At 70.1% G+C, this 17,435-nt stretch carries 11 protein-coding genes; 5 read left to right on the top strand and 6 right to left on the bottom strand.

Annotation, left to right across the window (positions count from 1 at the left end; genetic code table 11):
* The first annotated feature begins 332 nt into the window (after positions 1-332).
* The 3 genes from ABZ453_RS00400 to ABZ453_RS00390 all read left to right on the top strand — a co-directional run bounded on the left by ABZ453_RS00400 (position 333) and on the right by ABZ453_RS00390 (position 7,645).
* Positions 333-3,509, top strand: a complete 3,177-nt coding sequence (locus tag ABZ453_RS00400) for an EAL domain-containing protein (RefSeq protein ID WP_359010049.1) — start codon at positions 333-335, stop codon at positions 3,507-3,509.
* 72 nt (positions 3,510-3,581) lie between these two features.
* Positions 3,582-6,860 (top strand): amino acid adenylation domain-containing protein, encoded by a 3,279-nt coding sequence (locus ABZ453_RS00395; RefSeq protein WP_359010047.1) that lies wholly within the window; start codon positions 3,582-3,584, stop codon positions 6,858-6,860.
* Positions 6,857-7,645 (top strand): leucyl/phenylalanyl-tRNA--protein transferase, encoded by a 789-nt coding sequence (locus ABZ453_RS00390; protein ID WP_359010045.1) that lies wholly within the window; start codon positions 6,857-6,859, stop codon positions 7,643-7,645. Before ABZ453_RS00395 ends, ABZ453_RS00390 begins: the two co-directional genes overlap by 4 nt.
* Positions 7,646-8,363: 718 nt before the next feature.
* Here ABZ453_RS00390 and ABZ453_RS00385 read toward each other — a convergent pair.
* Complete coding sequence (locus ABZ453_RS00385) at positions 8,364-9,758, bottom strand: APC family permease (RefSeq protein WP_359010043.1); 1,395 nt, start codon at positions 9,756-9,758, stop codon at positions 8,364-8,366.
* Positions 9,759-10,023: 265 nt separating this feature from the next.
* On the opposite strand from ABZ453_RS00385, the gene ABZ453_RS00380 reads away from it, so the two are divergent.
* Positions 10,024-10,263, top strand: coding sequence for a hypothetical protein (locus ABZ453_RS00380; protein ID WP_359010590.1), 240 nt, complete (start codon positions 10,024-10,026; stop codon positions 10,261-10,263).
* 55 nt (positions 10,264-10,318) lie between these two features.
* Here the strand turns inward: ABZ453_RS00380 and mmsA are convergent, their stop codons facing one another.
* Genes mmsA through iolC form a run of 5 tightly spaced genes read right to left on the bottom strand, consistent with a single transcriptional unit; the run spans position 10,319 to position 16,361 of the window.
* Positions 10,319-11,821, bottom strand: a complete 1,503-nt coding sequence (gene mmsA / locus ABZ453_RS00375) for a CoA-acylating methylmalonate-semialdehyde dehydrogenase (protein WP_359010041.1) — start codon at positions 11,819-11,821, stop codon at positions 10,319-10,321.
* Between the two features lie 14 nt (positions 11,822-11,835).
* On the bottom strand, positions 11,836-13,713 hold the full coding sequence (iolD, locus tag ABZ453_RS00370; RefSeq protein WP_359010039.1) for a 3D-(3,5/4)-trihydroxycyclohexane-1,2-dione acylhydrolase (decyclizing): 1,878 nt from the start codon (positions 13,711-13,713) through the stop codon (positions 11,836-11,838).
* On the bottom strand, positions 13,710-14,525 hold the full coding sequence (gene iolB, locus ABZ453_RS00365) for a 5-deoxy-glucuronate isomerase (protein WP_359010037.1): 816 nt from the start codon (positions 14,523-14,525) through the stop codon (positions 13,710-13,712). The genes iolD and iolB overlap by 4 nt, the downstream gene beginning before the upstream one ends.
* Positions 14,526-14,532: 7 nt before the next feature.
* A complete protein-coding gene (locus ABZ453_RS00360) occupies positions 14,533-15,414 on the bottom strand; it encodes a deoxyribose-phosphate aldolase (RefSeq protein WP_359010035.1) in 882 nt (293 codons plus the stop codon).
* Positions 15,411-16,361 (bottom strand): 5-dehydro-2-deoxygluconokinase, encoded by a 951-nt coding sequence (gene iolC / locus ABZ453_RS00355; protein ID WP_359010033.1) that lies wholly within the window; start codon positions 16,359-16,361, stop codon positions 15,411-15,413. Before iolC ends, ABZ453_RS00360 begins: the two co-directional genes overlap by 4 nt.
* Positions 16,362-16,485: 124 nt before the next feature.
* Here iolC and ABZ453_RS00350 point away from each other — a divergent pair, with 124 nt between their 5' ends.
* Positions 16,486-17,403 carry a sugar phosphate isomerase/epimerase gene (locus ABZ453_RS00350; RefSeq protein ID WP_359010031.1) on the top strand — a complete coding sequence of 306 codons (918 nt, stop codon included), beginning with the start codon at positions 16,486-16,488 and terminating at the stop codon, positions 17,401-17,403.
* Positions 17,404-17,435 lie beyond the last annotated feature (32 nt).

Below are 17,435 nucleotides of genomic sequence, written 5' to 3'. Positions count from 1 at the left end.
CGATCCGGTGCGGTTTGTGCGGCCTCCATCTTCAGGCATGCGACGGTGACTCGCGACCCGGAATCCGGCCGTCCCGGTGCGCGTGAGAGTGCGTGAAATGGCGAGCCGGGTTAGCTTGATGGAAGACACGTCGATGTCTCGGCGAGAAGGAGCCCGCACCAAGCGGCGCCCGCGATACCGGCGCCCGCGATTCGCAGGCGGCGCGTACCGATTCCCGGACCCAGAGAATTCTCAATTGCCAGTTGGTCCTACGGGTTTCTCCGTCGCAGCCGGGTGCTGTTCGCCCAGCTCCGTCCGCCCCGTCACGTTGCCCTACCGGGAGGTGAGTTGGGGTGACCCCGCACTTGCGAGGCCAGGCCGTGGCGGCCGCGGTCTGCGCATCCATCGTCGCGCTGACAGCGTTCTATTACGCATTTCCGGGGCAACGGATGATCTTCGTCGCCATAGGCGCGGCCGGTGTCATCGGCATTATTCTTGGTGTCGTTATCAACGATCCCCCGCATAGACTCCCCTGGCTGCTGCTCGCCGCGGGAAACTTCGCCTTCGCCGCGGGCGAGGCCACCCAAGTCATTCTCATCCAGCTCAACCAGACCGCATTCCCGTCGGTCGCCGACGGCTTCTATCTCGCGGCATATCCGCTCTATGCGGCCGGGCTGCTGGGCTTCATCCACTGGCGCACGGGGCGTCGCGACCGCGGGAGCCTCGTCGACGCGCTGACGCTGACCGTCGGCCTGGCACTGCTGGCGTGGCTCTTCCTCATCGAGCCGTACGCCCACGCGGCAGGCCTCACCTGGGTGCAGAAGGCGTTCTCCATGGCCTATCCGCTGGGCGACATCCTCGTCCTGGCGATGCTGCTGCGCCTGCTCGCCGGCCGGGGCGGCAAGAGCCCCTCACTCGTGCTCCTGACCGCGGGCACCGTCGGTCTGCTCACCGCGGACGTGCTGTACGGCCTGATTCAGCTGCACGGGACGTGGCGCACGGGTACCGCGGTCGAACTCGGCTGGGTCGTCCTGTACGGCGCCTGGGCGGCCGCCGCGCTCCATCCTTCCATGCGGTCGGTGACGCGGTTCGTGCCATGGCGGGCCGAGACCGGCGTGGGCGGCCGACTCAGCCTGCTCACGCTGGCATCGCTCATCGCGCCGGCCATCCTCCTGGTCGAGGCGGTGCGGGGGGAGAGAGCCAACATCGGCGTCATCGGGGTGTTCTCCGCAGTGCTCTTCCTTCTCGTGCTCTACCGGCTGGCAGGCGTGGCGACGACCCACCGGCAGGCGGTCGGCCGGGAGAAGGTACTGCGTATCACGGTGTCGTCGCTGGGCGGCGCGAGCGATCTGGGGGACGTGGCAGCCGTCGTCCACTCCGCGGTGACGGAACTGGTGCCGCACGGTCCGCCGCGTTCGGCGCTCCTCATCGTGCCGGACGACGCCCTCTGGGTGAACGGGGAGCCCGGCGGCGCGGCCGGGCCCGTGTCCGAGCAGGTGACCGCGGCCGTACGCGAACTGACCGCGCCCGGCGAGAGCCGCCTGGTGGCCCTGGACGGTGTGGGGCCCGATCTCGCCGCCCGCCTCACGGATCTGGGCGAGGAGCCGCCCCACACGGTCCCCGCGCTCGTCTGCCCGCTCATCTCGCAGGATCACCCTTCGGGAGATCCGCTGATCGGGGCGCTCGTCCTGGCCGGGCCCGAGCAGAACCTGCTCCTGGTCCGTCAGACGCTGGCCACTCTCGCCGCGCAGGCGGCACTTACCGTGGCACGGATCTCCCTCGCCGAAGAGGTCAACCAGCGCAACAGCGAGGCGTACTTCCGCACGCTGGTGCAGAACGCCTCTGACGTCATCCTGATCCTCGACGACGACGACCGGGTCCGCTACGCCAGTCCCTCCGCCGACCAGCTGCTCGGCGTTCCGGAGCTGGAGGGCACCCACCTCATCGGCCTGGTGCCGCCGCAGGACAGCCGCAGGGTGGTCGAGACGCTCGGCCGGATACGCAGCGGCGAGTACCAGACCAGGCGCGAGCACTGGCGCATGATCCGCGTCGACCGGGCGTCCATCGAGGTCGAGGTGAGGTGGAGCGACCTGCGCGAGGAGGCGACCGTAGGCGGGGTGGTGCTCACCCTGCGGGACGTGACCGAACAGCGCAAGCTCGAACGCCAGCTCACCCACCAGGCCTTCCATGACTCGCTCACCGGCCTGGCCAACCGCGTGCTCTTCCAGGAGCGGGTCAACCATGCCCTGGTACAGGCTCAGCGCGATGGCACGGTGGTCGGCGTACTCTTCCTCGACGTGGACGACTTCAAGGTCGTCAACGACATACACGGCCACGGTGTGGGCGACGAGCTCCTGGTCGCGCTGTCGCTCCGGCTGCAGACCGCCGTCCGTGCCTCCGACACCGCCGCGCGCGTCGGCGGAGACGAGTTCGCACTCCTGGTGGAGGGTTCCGCCAGCCAGGACGGCGTGGAGCGGTTCACCGAAAACCTGATGTCCGTGTTCGTCGAGCCGTTCCGGCTCAGCGTGGGGCCGGTGAGCACCTACGCCAGCGTCGGCGTGGCGACGACGGAGGACAGCATCGACTCGGTCGAACTGCTCACCCACGCCGATCTCGCGCTGTACGCGGCGAAGACGGCAGGCAAACGCCAGTGGCGTCACTACCGCCCGGAACTGCAGAGCGGCATGGCCGAACGGGCCAGGTTGCAGGAAGGGCTGGACAGTTCCTCGATCGAGACGTCGTTCATGGTGCTTTACCAGCCCATCGTGGAACTGACCAGCGGTCGGATCGCCGGTTTCGAGGCGCTCGTTCGCTGGCCCCACTCCCCGCACGGCATGATATTGCCGGAGCAGTTCATCACACTGGCCGAGGAGAGCGGGCAGATCGTCCCGCTCGGCGCCTGGGTGCTCGATCAGGCCGCGACCGAGGCTGTCCGGTGGCGGGGCTCCGTGCGACGCGAACTGACAGCCGGCCGCAAGGAACCCTACGTCAGCGTGAATGTGTCACCGCGTCAGTTCCGGGACGAGGAGTTCTACAACGTCGTCCGGCGCGCCCTGGATCTCTCCGGCATCGAACCGTCGTCCCTGGTATTGGAACTGACCGAGAGTGTCCTGCTGTACAACGACGAACGTATCCTGCGGGAGATGAGTTCGCTCACCGACCTCGGGATCCGCATCGCGATCGACGACTTCGGAACGGGCTACTCGTCACTGAGCTATCTGCGTGAGTTCCCCATCTCGATCCTCAAGATCGACAAGTCGTTCGTGGACGAACTAGGGCACTCGCCCGAACACTACGCCCTGGTCGAGGGCATCACGCATCTCGCGGACTCGCTCGGCCTGACGGTGATCGCCGAAGGGGTGGAGAACGTGAGACAGCAGGAGCTGTTGATCTCCATGGGCTGCCCGCTCGGCCAGGGATACCTCTTCGCCGAGCCGATCAGCGCCGAGGAGGCGGAACAGCTCGTCCTCGCACCGCCGCTCGGCCGCCTGGCCGCGCTGCCCGCGGTGCCCGAGGAACGGAACCCGTGATGGCGTGGGGCCTCTCCCGCGAGGGGTTCGGGTCGTGCTCAGCACAACGCCGCGCGAGGCAGGAGACCCAAGGTGTTGGAACCTGAGGACCCGTCGGCAGAGCCGGCTGAGCTGTGCCTCGTGTTGCGCAACGACGAGGACCAGTACGCGATCTGGCCCGCCGGGCGTCGTATTCCCGCCGGGTGGTGCAAGATCGACGGACCGGCGTCCGCCGCGAGATGTGGACAGCTGGTCGAGCACCTGTGGACCGACCTGCGGCCCCTGAGCGCCCGCACCGAGCGGCAGCCCCCGGGATCCGGGCCGGGTACGGTGCCCGAACTGGTCCGGGAGCGGGCCCGACGGGCCCCGTCCGATCTGGCCGTGCTCTCGGACGAGGGCCGGCTCACCTACCTCGAACTGACCGACCGCGCCGACCGATTGGCCCAGGAACTGCGGGAGTCCGGCGTCGAGGCGGAGTCCGTCGTCACCGTGTGCCTCGACCGTGTGCCCGAGCTGATCGTCGCGCTGCTGGCGGTGCTCGGCTCCGGCGGCGCGTTCCTGCCCCTCGACCCGGCGACTCCGCGGCAACGGATCGTCGGGCTGGTAGGGGAGACCGGTTCGCGTCTCATCGTCTCGAGCCACGAGCATGCCCCGATGTTCGCCGACTGCGGGGCCCTGATCCTCGACCCCGGGGCCGCCGGGGAACCGGCGACGCGAACCCCGGCTCGAACGGCATACGGTTCCCGCCCGGACGACCTCGCCTACGTGATCTACACCTCCGGATCCACCGGCCCTCCCAAAGGTGTGATGATCACCCACCGCTCACTTGCCCACTCCCTCACGGCGGTGGCCCGGGCATACCAACTGAGGCCCGGCGACCGGGTGCTGCACGCCGCGGCGCTCGGCTTCGACACCTCCCTGGAGCAGATCTTCGCCACGCTCATCAGCGGCGCGACGCTGGTCCTCGCGGGCACCCGGACGTGGGCGCCCACCGAACTGCTGCACCGCCTCCCGGAGTACGGGATCAGCGTCGCCGACCTCACCCCCGCCTACTGGCAGCAGATCCTCTCCGTAGCGGACCGTGGCGAGAGCCTCGCGTCGCTGAGGCTCGCCATCGTCGGCGGCGAGATCGTCACCGCGAAGGACTGCCGCGCCGTTCTGCGCCGGATCCCCGGCGCGCGGCTCGTCAACGCCTACGGGCTCACCGAGACCACCATCACCTCCACGCTCTGCGAACTGAACGAGGAGGTGCTCGCGGCGCCGGACAGCGCGGTCGCCCCGGTCGGCAGGCCCCTGGAGGGAACTCACATCCATCTGCTCGACGCCGAACTGCACCCTGTGCGGCCGGGCGAGCGCGGCGAGATCTACCTCGGCGGCCGGGGGCTGGCACGCGGTGTCTGGCGGCAACCCGCCCTGACCGCACAACAGTTCCTCCCCGACCCGCACGGCTCCGCGCCGGGCGACCGGATGTACAGGACCGGGGACCTGGGCCGCCTGCGCTCGGACGGCAATCTGGAAATCCTGGGCCGGGTCGACGACCAGATGAAGATCCGCGGATTCCGGGTCGACCCGGCCGAGATCGAGGCCGCGCTCGTCTCCCGCCCGGAGGTCGGCCAAGCGATGGTGGTGGCCCGGGCACGCGACCACGGCGAGCTGGAGCTCATCGCGTACTGCACGCCGGCCTCGCCGTCCGCCGGCGCCGAGACGGCGCTGCCCGCACGGCTGCGGTCGGCACTCGCCGAGGTCCTGCCGGGCTACATGATCCCGGCAGCCTTCCGCGTGATGGAACGGCTGCCCGTCGCGCCCAGCGGAAAGCTCGACCGCAGGGCCGTGCCGGAACCCGGAATCGCGGCGACCACGGCCGTCACAGACACCCACGAGCGTCCGGTGCCGCAGGGAATGGCCCAGTTGTGGTGTCAGATCCTGGGTGTGGACTACGTCCGTCCGCACGACGACTTCTTCGAACTGGGCGGCAACTCGCTGCTGGCCATGGAGATGCTCGCCCGGACCCGCGTCATCTTCGGAATCGGCGTCACACAGATCCGCGACCTGACCCGGTCACTGCTGCGGCAACCGATGCTCGCCGCGTTCGCCGAATCGGTGCGCCAGGCGCGCGCCGGCACGCTGGCGCACCCGGACGGCGGGAGTGTCGACTTCGCCGCCGAGACCGATCGGCCCGTTCCGGCGGTCGGCAGCGACAGGCCGACTCCGCATCCCCAACACCCCGGGGACGTGCTTCTCACGGGGGCGACCGGGTTCTGCGGCGCGTACATGATCGACGAACTGCTGCGCACGACGACGGGACGGGTCCTTTGCCTGGTCAGGGCCTCCGACGAACAGGAAGGAATGAAGAGGATCCGCGCGAGCCACCAGCGGTACGTCCTCAGCGACCTGTCCAGCGAGCGCGTCCAGCCGGTCGTCGGCGATCTGGCCAAGCCCGGACTGGGGCTGTCTTCAGGCCGGTTCGAGGAGCTGGCAGCGACCATCGACGCTGTTTACCACTTCGGCGGCCAGGTCAACTTCATCTACCCGTACCACGAGTTGCGCGCGTCCAATGTCGACGGCACATACGAGATCATCCGCCTCGCCGCCCGACGGGCGGTCCCCGTCCACTTCACCTCCAGCATGGCCGTGCTCGCCGGCTTCGGGCCGGCTGGGGTGCGCGAGGTGACAGAGAACACGCCGTTGCGCTTCCCGGAGTACCTGTCGGTGGGATATGTGGAGACCAAATGGGTGGGCGAGGCGCTGCTCAAGAAGGCTTCCGACGCGGGCCTGCCGGTCACCGTCTACCGCCTGATGGACATCACGGGCGGCAGCGGAACCGGCGTGATGAACACCAGCAGCGAGATGGCCGCCCTCATCGACTTCATCGCGCGAACCGGGCTGTGCCCCGACATCCGGCTGCCGCTGGACTTCCTGCCGGCCGACTGCCTCGCCCGCGCCATCGGACACATCTCCACCCGGCATCCCGCGTGCGGCGAGGTCTACCACCTCACCAACCCCCGTTCCACGCTGCTGGCCTCGCTCGTCGAGCGCCTGCGCGGACGGGGTTACCCGATCCAGGAGATCCCGTACACCGAGTGGATCGCCATGCTGGTGAGGTACGCGGCGGGGCACCCCACCGACCCGATGACCGCGTTCGTCCCGCTCTTCGTCGACCGCTGCGCGCGCGCCGACATCACCGTGAGCGAGATGTACTTCCAGGACGTCTTCCCCGAGTTCACCCGCAACAACGCGGAACGGGGGCTGAGGGACGCCGGGATCGACGTTCCTCCGGTGGACGCGGAGATGCTGGACCGCTACGTCGACTACCTCCAACACGACGACGTCCAGCCGGTGCTCAGGCGAGAACGCGGAGGGTCACGGTGGTGAGCCGATGCCCCGACTGGGAGGCGCTGGACGTGCTGGAAGCAGCACCCGACCGTCCGGTGGCCTTCTCCGCCGACCTCAGTCCCACCGGCCTCCTGGCGGCCTACCGCGCCGGGGTCTATCCGTTCCCGGCGGCCGACGAATACACCCGCGCGCTCAACGAGGTGCTGTTCGACGATCAGGTCCAGGCCGGCCGTATCCGGCTCGTGGGGGCGGATTCGGCCGATCCCTACGCCGTCTCCTGGTGGTCTCCCGATCCCAGGCCAGTGCTGCCCGTCTCGACCACTCACCTCGGTCGCAGCCTCGCCCGACGGCTGCGCAACCGGCTGCCGTGGTCGACCAGCCTGGACCGGAGCTTCGAGCGAGTCGTCCGCGAATGCCGCGCCGGCCGCGTCCCCCTGTGGCTCACCGACGAGCTGATCGAAAGCCTGGTCCGCCTGCACGAGCTGGGGCATGCTCACAGCGTCGAGGTGTGGGAGGACGGCGATCTGATCGGCGGCGTCTTCGGCCTCCAGATCGGAGCGGTCTTCAGCATGGACTCGATGTTCTTCCACCGTTCCGATGCCTCGAAGGTCGCGGTGACCGACCTCGCGGCGCGCTTCGCACAGGCCGGCGGTGTACTGCTCGACGCACAGCGGGACAGCCCGCACGTCCGCGGCCTGGGCGCCACTCTCGTACCGCGCGAGCAGTACGTGCGAAACCTGCGCGGCACCTGGCGCGACAGCCTCCCGATGTCCACCGCCACCTTGCCCGCTCGCCGCCTCGTCCAGCCGACCGGATCACGCTGACCGTCTTCGTCGAAACGGCGCGGCGCAGGGCTCTGTCCGATAACCGCATGGCCCCGAACGGGGGATGCAATCTCATCCAATACGGGCGATGCCCGTACACAGGGCGTACCACCGGCATACGCCGGCGCGTTGCCGATGCATGGATTACACCGTCACCACCGGATGTCTCTTCCTCGAGTGGGAAGACCAGCCGCCGTACCGTGAACGGCCCCGGGCGGGCCAGGAAGACCCACCCATCTACGCCGCCCTGGTCAGAGAGTGGCGGGCCCGCGGCCGGATGGTCCCGGGCACCTGGGACGCGCGATGGACCGCCCTGGTGTCCGCGAGTTCACCGACCGGGCGGCACCGACGCTCCCTCAGCGTTCCGCCTCTGGTCCTGTGGGAACGCGTCGCCAAACCACCCCTCGTGAGTTGCGACGAGATGGTGCCCGCTCCCTGAAGCGCACGGCCCGTCACACGCTCGCCCCTGCCGGGGAGGTGCCCGGCGGCTGCGGATCCTGCCCGTGGCCTGCCGAAGCCCCGGGCGGACCTGGTCGGTACCGCGTAGCCGCCCCTGGCGAGGTCCTCCGCCTGCTGCCGTATGTCCTGCTTGCTGCGGCCGAAGCCGTGCGGAAGAGCTCGGGACCTTGTGCGGTTCGCCGACTGCGGGTGCGTCGTGGCTTGTCGCGCAGGTCCCCGCGCCCCTGGGACGCACCTGCGGGGCGATCCTGGGGGGCGATCAGGTCCGCTGGTCCTCCGGGATCGACACCAGCCAGCGGGTCTCCTTGCGGGGGCGGAGGTACAGGGCCCAGTACAGGGTCGCGGCCGCCGTGATGCCGCCCGTCCAGAGCAGGTAGGTCGTCTCCTGCTGGGTGAGGATGTAGGCGAGGACCGCGATGAGGAGGACCGGCATCGCGGGCCACAGGGGCATGCGCCAGGCCGGGGTGTGCTGGTGGGCGCCGCGGCGGGAGAGCAGCGCGGCGACCGCGACCAGGAGGTACATGCCGGTCACCGAGACGCCCGTGACGCCGTACAGGGTGTCCAGGTTGACGAAGCAGAGCAGGGCGCCGGGGACGCCGACGGCGAGCGTGGCGACCCAGGGGGAGCCGAAGCGGCCGAGCTTGGCGAAGACGTCGTTGACCGGCTGGGGCCAGGCCTTGTCACGGGCCGAGGCGAACAGGACGCGGGAGTTCTGGATGACCATGACGATGCCCGCGTTGATGATCGCGAGGGCCACGCAGAGGCTGACGAAGGTGCCGACCGCGGAGTCGGACCAGGCGGTGACCATGGAGCTGATGTCGCCGCCGGTCAGCTCGGAGAGGTCCGAGGCGCCCAGGGTGATCGCCACCACCGGCACCAGGATGATCACCGTCGAGATGGCAAGGGTGGCCAGGACGGTGCGGGCGACGTTGCGGCGCGGGTGCTCCAGCTCCTCGGAGAGGTAGACGGCCGTCGAGAAGCCCTGGGTGACGAAGAGGGCGATGGCCAGCCCCGAGACCACCAGCATGGCGGTCACCGTGTCCGTGTGGCCGTGCGCGCCCGTCACCTGCATCGAGGTGAGGCTGCCGAGGCCGCGGTGGCTGTGGGTGAAGCCCAGCAGGGCGACGACGCCGGCCGCGATGACCTCCAGGACCAGGAAGATGCCGGTGATCCAGGCGTTGGCGCGCAGGTCGAGCAGGCCCGCCAGGGTGGCCAGGAGCATCACACCGGCGCCGGTCATGGCAGGGTCGAGGTGGACGACCGGGGCGAGGTAGTCGGCCGTGCCCATCGCGATCACCGGCGGCACGATCATGACGACCAGCAGCGACAGGACGAAGACCAGCCAGCCCGCGAGCCGGCCCGCCATCGTCGAGACCATGGCGTACTCGCCGCCCGCGCTGGGGACGAGGGTACCCAGCTCGGAGTAGCAGAACGCCACGGCGATGCAGAGGAGGGAGCCGATGGCGATCGTCAGGGCGGTGGCGGTGCCGAGCGAGCCGAAGAGGTCCGGCACGACCACGAACAGCGTGGAGGCCGGGGTGACGCAGGAGAGGGTGAGGAGGGTTCCGCCCACCACGCCGATGGAGCGCTTGAGCTTCTGTGAGCCGTGGGGCGCGTCGACGACGGTGTCGACGGGGCGGAGCGTGTCGGTCATGCGCGGTTCCGATCGCCAGGGGCAGCAGATTGCGCTGAATGGAATCCCAACGAAAACCGACGCGTCAATAGGCGTTTGCCTACGAAATCCGTAGATCGAAAGCCTTCCAACGTGCGCATACGGCATTCCGATGCGGCTCGTTCCGCAGTAATGAGCCGTACGGGAACCGCAATGCCGCGGCGAAAAAAACGTGGGGACACGGCCCGGCCGGGCTGTCAGTGCGGCCACACCGTCGCCTGGGTGGGTCGGCCGAGGTGAGGATGAGGTGCAGCAACTGCACGCCGCGCCGACGACCCGGGTACGGATGGCGGACAGCGCCTACTACTACGACCTCGACCCGCAGCGCTCCGGCCCGCTCAAGGGCAAGGAGTGGATGCGGATCGACACCTCGGCGCCCTTCGGCGAGAAGGGCGCACAGGCCATCAGCGGCGCCGGCAGCGGCGGAACCCGGCCGACTCACTGCCGGACCTTCCGGTCCGGCTCGACGATCTCACCGAGCAGATGAAGAAGGCCCGGGAGCAGCAGGGCTGATCCCGGGCAGGGGGTGCCGGACGGCGTCGTCAGTGGTTGCGGGGGAAGCCCAGGTCGACGCCCGCCGGAGCCTCGGAGGGGTCGGGCCAGCGGGTGGTGACGACCTTGCCGCGGGTGTAGAAGTGCGTGCCGTCGTTGCCGTAGATGTGGTGGTCGCCGAAGAGGGAGTCCTTCCAGCCGCCGAAGCTGTGGTAGCCGACGGGGACCGGGATCGGGACGTTGACACCGACCATGCCGGCCTCGATCTCCAGCTGGAAGCGGCGGGCGGCGCCGCCGTCCCGGGTGAAGATCGCGGTGCCGTTGCCGAACGGGGAGGCGTTGATGAGGGCCACGCCGTCCTCGTAGGTGTCCACGCGCAGCACGGTCAGCACGGGGCCGAAGATCTCGTCCTGGTAGGCCTTGGCGGTGGTCGGCACCTTGTCGAGCAGGGAGATGCCGATCCAGTGGCCGTCCTCGAAGCCGTCCACGGTGTGGCCGGTGCCGTCGAGGACGACCTCGCAGCCCTCGGCTGCGGCGCCGGAGACGTAGGAGGCCACCTTGTCGCGGTGGGCGGCGGTGATCAGCGGGCCCATCTCGGAAGTGGGGTCGTTGCCGGGACCGATCTTGATCTTCTCGGCGCGCTCACGGATCTTCTCCACCAGCTCGTCGCCGATCGCGCCGACCGCGACGACCGCGGAGATGGCCATGCAGCGCTCGCCCGCCGAGCCGTAGGCGGCGGAGACGGCGGCGTCGGCCGCCGCGTCCAGGTCGGCGTCCGGGAGGACCAGCATGTGGTTCTTGGCGCCGCCCAGGGCCTGCACCCGTTTGCCGTTGGCGGAGGCGGTGGTGTGGATGTAGCGGGCGATCGGGGTCGAGCCGACGAAGGAGACGGCCTTGACGTCCGGGTGCTCCAGGAGCCGGTCGACGGCCACCTTGTCGCCGTGCACGACGTTGAAGACGCCGTCGGGCAGACCGGCCTCGGCCAGCAGCTCGGCGATCTTGAGGGACGCCGACGGGTCCTTCTCGGACGGCTTCAGCACGAAGGTGTTGCCGCACGCGATGGCGATCGGGAACATCCACATCGGGACCATCGCCGGGAAGTTGAACGGCGTGATGCCCGCGACGACACCCAGCGGCTGGCGGATCGAGGCCACGTCGACCCGGGTGGCGACCTGCGTCGACAGCTCGCCCTTGAGCTGCACGCTGATGCCGCAGGCCAGGTCGACGATCTCCAGACCGCGGGCGACCTCGCCGAGCGCGTCGGAGTGGACCTTGCCGTGCTCGGCGGTGATCAGCTCGGCGATCGCGTCCCGGTTGGCGTCCAGCAGCGCACGGAACTTGAACAGGATCTCCGTGCGCCTGGCCAGCGAGGACTGGCCCCAGGTCGCGTAGGCGTCCTTGGCGGCCGCGACCGCCGCGTCGACCTCCTCGACGGAGGCGAAGGCGACCTGCGTGGTGACCGCGCCGGTGGCCGGGTCGGTGACCGGCCCGTGGTTGCCCGACGCACCTTCGACGGTCTTGCCGCCGATCCAGTGGTTGACGATCTTCGTCATGCCCGGTTTCTCCTTCACAGATGGCGGCGTCGGGTGGAGACGTGCCGTTCGTAGAGCTCTCGTGCCTTGACCGCCGACGGTCGGGTCGCGGTCTCGGCCACAGGTACATCCCACCAGGCCTGCGCGGGAGGCGCCCCCGACACTGTGTCTGCCGTTGCGGTCTCGACGTAGACACATGTGGGCGTGTCGGCGGCGCGGGCCTCGGCGAGCGCCTCGCGCAGGCCCGCGACGGTCTTCGCGCGCAGGACGCGCATGCCCAGGCTGGCGGCGTTGGCGGCCAGGTCCACGGGCAGCGGCGCCCCCGTGTACGTGCCGTCGTCGGACGGGAAGCGGTAGGCGGTGCCGAACCGCTCGCCGCCGACCGACTCGGACAGGCCGCCGATCGAGGCGTACCCGTGGTTCTGGATCAGCAGGACCTTGATCGCGACGCCCTCCTGCACGGCGGTCACGATCTCCGTCGGCATCATCAGATAGGTGCCGTCGCCGACCAGCGCCCACACGGGCCGGTCGGGGGCGGCCGTCTTCACGCCGATCGCGGCCGGGATCTCGTAGCCCATGCAGGAGTAGCCGTACTCCAGGTGGTACTGGTCCCGCGAGCGCGCCCGCCACAGCTTGTGCAGGTCGCCGGGGAGGGAGCCGGCCGCGTTGATGACGATGTCGCTCTCGTCGACGATCGCGTCCAGCGCGCCCAGCACCTGCGGCTGCGTCGGCCGTACGTCCGGCTCGTCGGCCTCGTAGCAGGCGTCGACGCGCTGCTCCCAGCGCTCCTTGTCCTCGGTGTACTCGGTGACGTAGGAGGCGGCGACCCGGTGGTCGTGGATCTCCAGGGCCTGGGTCAGCTCCTCCAGGCCGCTGCGGGCGTCCGCGATCAGCGGCAGTCCGGCGAGCTTGTGGCCGTCGAAGGGCGCGATGTTGAGGTTGAGGAAGCGGACGCCCTCGCCGCCGAAGAGGGTGCCGGAGGCGGTGGTGAAGTCGGTGTAGCGGGTGCCGGCGCCGATCACCAGGTCGGCCGTGCGGGCGAGTTCGTTGGCGGTGGCCGTGCCGGTGTGGCCGATCCCGCCCACGTCCTGGGGATGGTCGTACCGCAGGGAGCCCTTGCCGGCCTGGGTGGAGGCGACCGGTATGCCGGTGGTCTCGGCGAACTCCGCGAGGGCCCGCTCGGCCCGGCTGTGGTGGACACCGCCGCCGGCGACGACGAGGGGCCGGCGCGCGGACCTGATCGCCCGGACGGCTTCGGCGAGTTCGGCCGGATCGGCACCAGGACGGCGTACGGCCCAGGTCCGCTCGGCGAAGAACTCCTCGGGCCAGTCGTGGGCCTCGGCCTGGACGTCCTGCGGGAGGGCGAGGGTCACGGCGCCGGTCTCGACGGGGTCGCTGAGCACCCGCATGGCGTTGAGGGCCGACGGGATCAGGGCTTCCGGCCGGGTGACCCGGTCGAAGTACCTCGACACCGGGCGCAGGCTGTCGTTGACCGACACATCGCCCGCGTACGGCACTTCGAGCTGCTGGAGGACCGGGTCGGCGGGGCGGGTGGCGAAGACGTCACCCGGCAGCAGCAGGACCGGGAGGTGGTTGATCGTCGCGAGGGCGGCGCCGGTGACGAGGTTGGTGGCGCCGGGGCCGATGGACGTCGTCACCGCGTGGGTGGACAGCCGGCCCGATTGACGCGCGTAGCCGACGGCCGCGTGCACCATGGCCTGTTCGTTGCGGCCCTGGTGGTACGGCATGTCCTCGCGGTGTTCGAGGAGCGCCTGGCCGATGCCCGCCACGTTGCCGTGGCCGAAGATGCCCCAGGTGGCGCCGATCAACCGCCGCCGCTCGCCGTCGCGTTCGGTGTACTGGGCGGACAGGAAGCGGACCAGCGCCTGTGCCACGGTCAGCCGGATCGTCATCGGTACCCCTCCGTGTGGTCCGGGTGGAAGCAGATCCGCCACTCCCGTGTCTCACCCGGTCCCGCCATGACGTTGAGGTAGTACATGTCGTGGCCGGGCTGGGCGATGGACGGGCCGTGCCATCCGTCGGGGACGAGGACGGCGTCGCCGGAGCGGACCTCGGCGAGGACGTCGGATCCGCCCTCACGGGAGGGAGATACGCGCTGATAGCCGAAACCGTTCGGGCCGGCGATCTCGAAGTAGTAGATCTCCTCCAACTCCGCTTCCACGCCGGGCCGGTGCTCGTCGTGCTTGTGCGGCGGATACGACGACCAGTTGCCGCCGGGGGTGATCACCTCGACGGCGATGAGCTTGTCGCAGTCGAAGGCGTCGGCGGAGGCGAAGTTGCGGACGTGCCGCAGCTGCGTGCCGCTGCCGCGCTCTTCGACGGGGACCTCCGGCGCGGGGCCGTAGCGGGCGGGGAGTCGTCGCTCGCACTTCGCTCCTGCCAGGGCGAAGCGGCCTCCCGCGCCGGAGGCGATCTGGACCCGGGCGTCACGGGGAACGTACGCGAAGTCGGTAGCCGACTCGAAAACGCTTGCCCTGCCCAGGAGTTGGAACTGTTCATCCGCCATTTGCACCGTACATCCGCCTTCCAGCGGAAGCACGATCCACTCGCTGTCACCGGTGGTGAACGTGTGTGTACCGCCCGGCGCCAGCTCCACGATCCGCAGGCTGCAGTAATCCCAGCCCGCGCGCTTGGGATCCACGTCGAACGCGTAGTCGGCGTCGGCGGTGGCGCCCCGCGGAATGTACAGCCCGTTGCTGCTCATGCGGCCCTCACAGCAGTCCTACGGCGGTGTCCACGGCGGCGGCCACATCGCCGTCCGCCGGGTACAGCAGCGAACGGCCGACCACCAGCCCCTGCACGGTGGGCAGTTGGAGGGCGCCGCGCCACTTCTCGTACGCCCCGTCCTGGTCGTCTCCGACCTCGCCGCCCAGCAGCACGGCGGGCAGCGTGGAGGTCTCCATGACCTCGGCCATGTCGTCGGGGTTCTCGGTGACCGGGAGCTTCAGCCAGGTGTAGGCCGAGGTCCCGCCGAGGCCGGAGGCGATGGCGATGGACCTGGTGACGGCCTCGGCGGACAGGTCGTTCTTCAGCCGGCCCTCGTCGGTGCGGCGGCTGATGAACGGCTCGACGAACACGGGGAGCCGACGGGCCGCCATGGCGTCGATGGCGCGGGCGGTGGACTCCAGCGTGGTCAGGGAGCCGGGGTCGTCGTAGTCGATGCGCAGCAGCAGCTTGCCCGCGTCGAAGTTCAGCCGCTCGATGTCCTCGGGGCGGTGGCCGGTGAAGCGGTCGTCGAGCTCGAAGCTGGCGCCCTGCAGGCCCCCGCGGTTCATCGAGCCCATGACGACCTTGCCCTCCAGCGCGCCGAGCAGCAGCAGGTCGTCCAGGATGTCGGCGGTCGCGAGGACTCCGTCCACGCCGGGCCGGGAGAGCGCAAGGCACAGACGTTCGAGGAGTTCGGCGCGGTTGGCCATGGCGAACCTGCGGTCCCCCACCCCGAGCGCGCCGCGGGCCGGATGGTCGGCGGCCACGATCATCAGGCGGCCGCTCGCCCCCACCAGCTCCCGCCGCGCACGGCGGGCGGCGGCCTCGGCGATCGCCTCGGGGCGGTGGGTGCGCAGACGGACCAGCTCCGTCACGTCGACGGTCACAGGACGGCTCCCGCGGTGAGCGCGGCCTCGATCTCGGCCGGGGTCGGCATGGCGGAGGAGCACTCCAGGCGGGAGGCGACGATGGCGCCGGCCGCGTTGGCGTGCCGCATGATCGTCTCCAGGTCCCAGCCCTCCAGCAGCCCGTGGCACAGGGAGCCGCCGAACGCGTCACCGGCGCCGAGGCCGTTGAGGACCTGGACCGGGAGGGGCGGGACCTCGGCGGACTCGCCCTTGCTGTTGACGGCGAGGACGCCCTTGGGGCCCTGCTTGACGACCGCCAGCTCCACACCGGCGTCCAGCAGCGCCTGCGCGGCGGCCCGCGGTTCGCGCACGCCGGTCGCGATCTCCACCTCGTCGAGGTTGCCGACCGCGACGGTCGTGTGACGCAGGGCCTCCTGGTAGAAGGGGCGGGCGGAGGCGGGGTCCGTCCAGAACATGGGGCGCCAGTCGAGGTCGAAGACCGTCGTGCCGGCCTTGGCGCGGTGCGCGAGGGCCGCGAGCGTCGCCGTACGGCTCGGCTCCTCGCTCAGGCCCGTGCCGGTCACCCAGAAGACGCGCGCCTCGTGGATGGCGTCGAGGTCCAGCTCATGGGCGTCGATCTCCAGGTCGGGCGCCTTGGGCTGCCGGTAGAAGTACAGCGGGAAGTCGTCCGGCGGGAAGATCTCGCAGAACGTGACCGGCGTGGGCAGACCAGGGACCGGGGTGACCCAGCGGTCGTCGACGCCGAAGCCCTGAAGGGCCTCGTGCAGGTAGGTGCCGAACGGGTCGTCGCCGGTGCGGGTGATCACCGCGGTGTTCCGGCCCAGGCGGGCGGCGGCCACCGCGACGTTCGTCGCCGAGCCGCCGAGGAACTTGCCGAAGCTCGTCACCTGCGGCAGCGGTACGCCGGTCTGGAGCGGATACAGGTCCACACCGATCCGCCCCATGGTGATCAGGTCGTACGCCATCGGCTTCCCTTCGTTGCGGCTCTCCCCGCGTTTGTAGCCCCGCGCGAGGAGCCCTGTCAATGTTTTGTCCAGACATTCGGACGAGACCTTGACAGCGCTTACCGGTCCCCGGAAGCTGACCGGCATGAGCTCCCTGTCACCCCAGTCCTCACTGTCCCGCATCCGGATCGGATCGGCTCCCGACTCCTGGGGCGTCTGGTTCCCGGACGACCCGAAGCAGGTTCCGTGGCAGCGGTTCCTCGACGAGGTGGCGGACTCCGGCTACGAGTGGATCGAGCTGGGCCCGTACGGGTACCTGCCGACCGACCCCGCGGTCCTCACCGAGGAGACCGCACGGCGTGGCCTGAAGGTCTCCGCCGGAACCGTGTTCACGGGCCTGCACCACGGCGAGTCGGTGTGGGAGAAGACCTGGGCGCACGTCGCGGACAACGCGGTGCTCGCGCAGGCCATGGGGGCGTCCCACCTGGTGGTCATCCCGTCCTTCTGGCGGGACGACAAGACCGGCGAGGTGCTGGAGTCCGACACGCTGACGGCCGAGCAGTGGCGCAATCTGACCACTCTGACCGAGCGGCTGGGCCGTGAGGTGCGGGAGCGGTACGGGCTGCAGATCGTGGTGCACCCGCATGCCGACACGCACATCGACAGCGAGGAGAACGTGGAGCGGTTCCTGAACGGGACCGACTCCTCGCTGGTGTCGCTGTGTCTGGACACGGGGCACTACGCGTACTGCGGCGGCGACAGCGTGAAGCTGATCGAGACGTACGGGGAGCGGATCGGATACCTGCATCTGAAGCAGGTGGATCCGGAGATCCTGGCGGACGTACGGGCGAAGGGGACGCCGTTCGGACCGGCCGTGGCGCAGGGCGTCATGTGCGAACCGCCCGCCGGCGTACCGGCGTTGGGGCCGGTGCTGGAGGCGGCGCAGAAGCTGGACGTGGAGCTGTTCGCGATCGTCGAGCAGGACATGTACCCGTGCGATCCGGACAAGCCGCTGCCGATCGCCCAGCGGACCAGGGCGTTTTTGAGGTCGTGCGGGGCGTAGGGAGCGCCTGCTCGTCTGCCGGCTCGGGTCCG

The sequence above is a fragment of the Streptomyces sp. NPDC005799 genome (genome assembly GCF_040630525.1).
GTDB classification, from domain to species: Bacteria; Actinomycetota; Actinomycetes; order Streptomycetales; family Streptomycetaceae; genus Streptomyces; species Streptomyces griseorubiginosus_B.
This window is presented reverse-complemented; position numbering and strand designations above follow the sequence as displayed.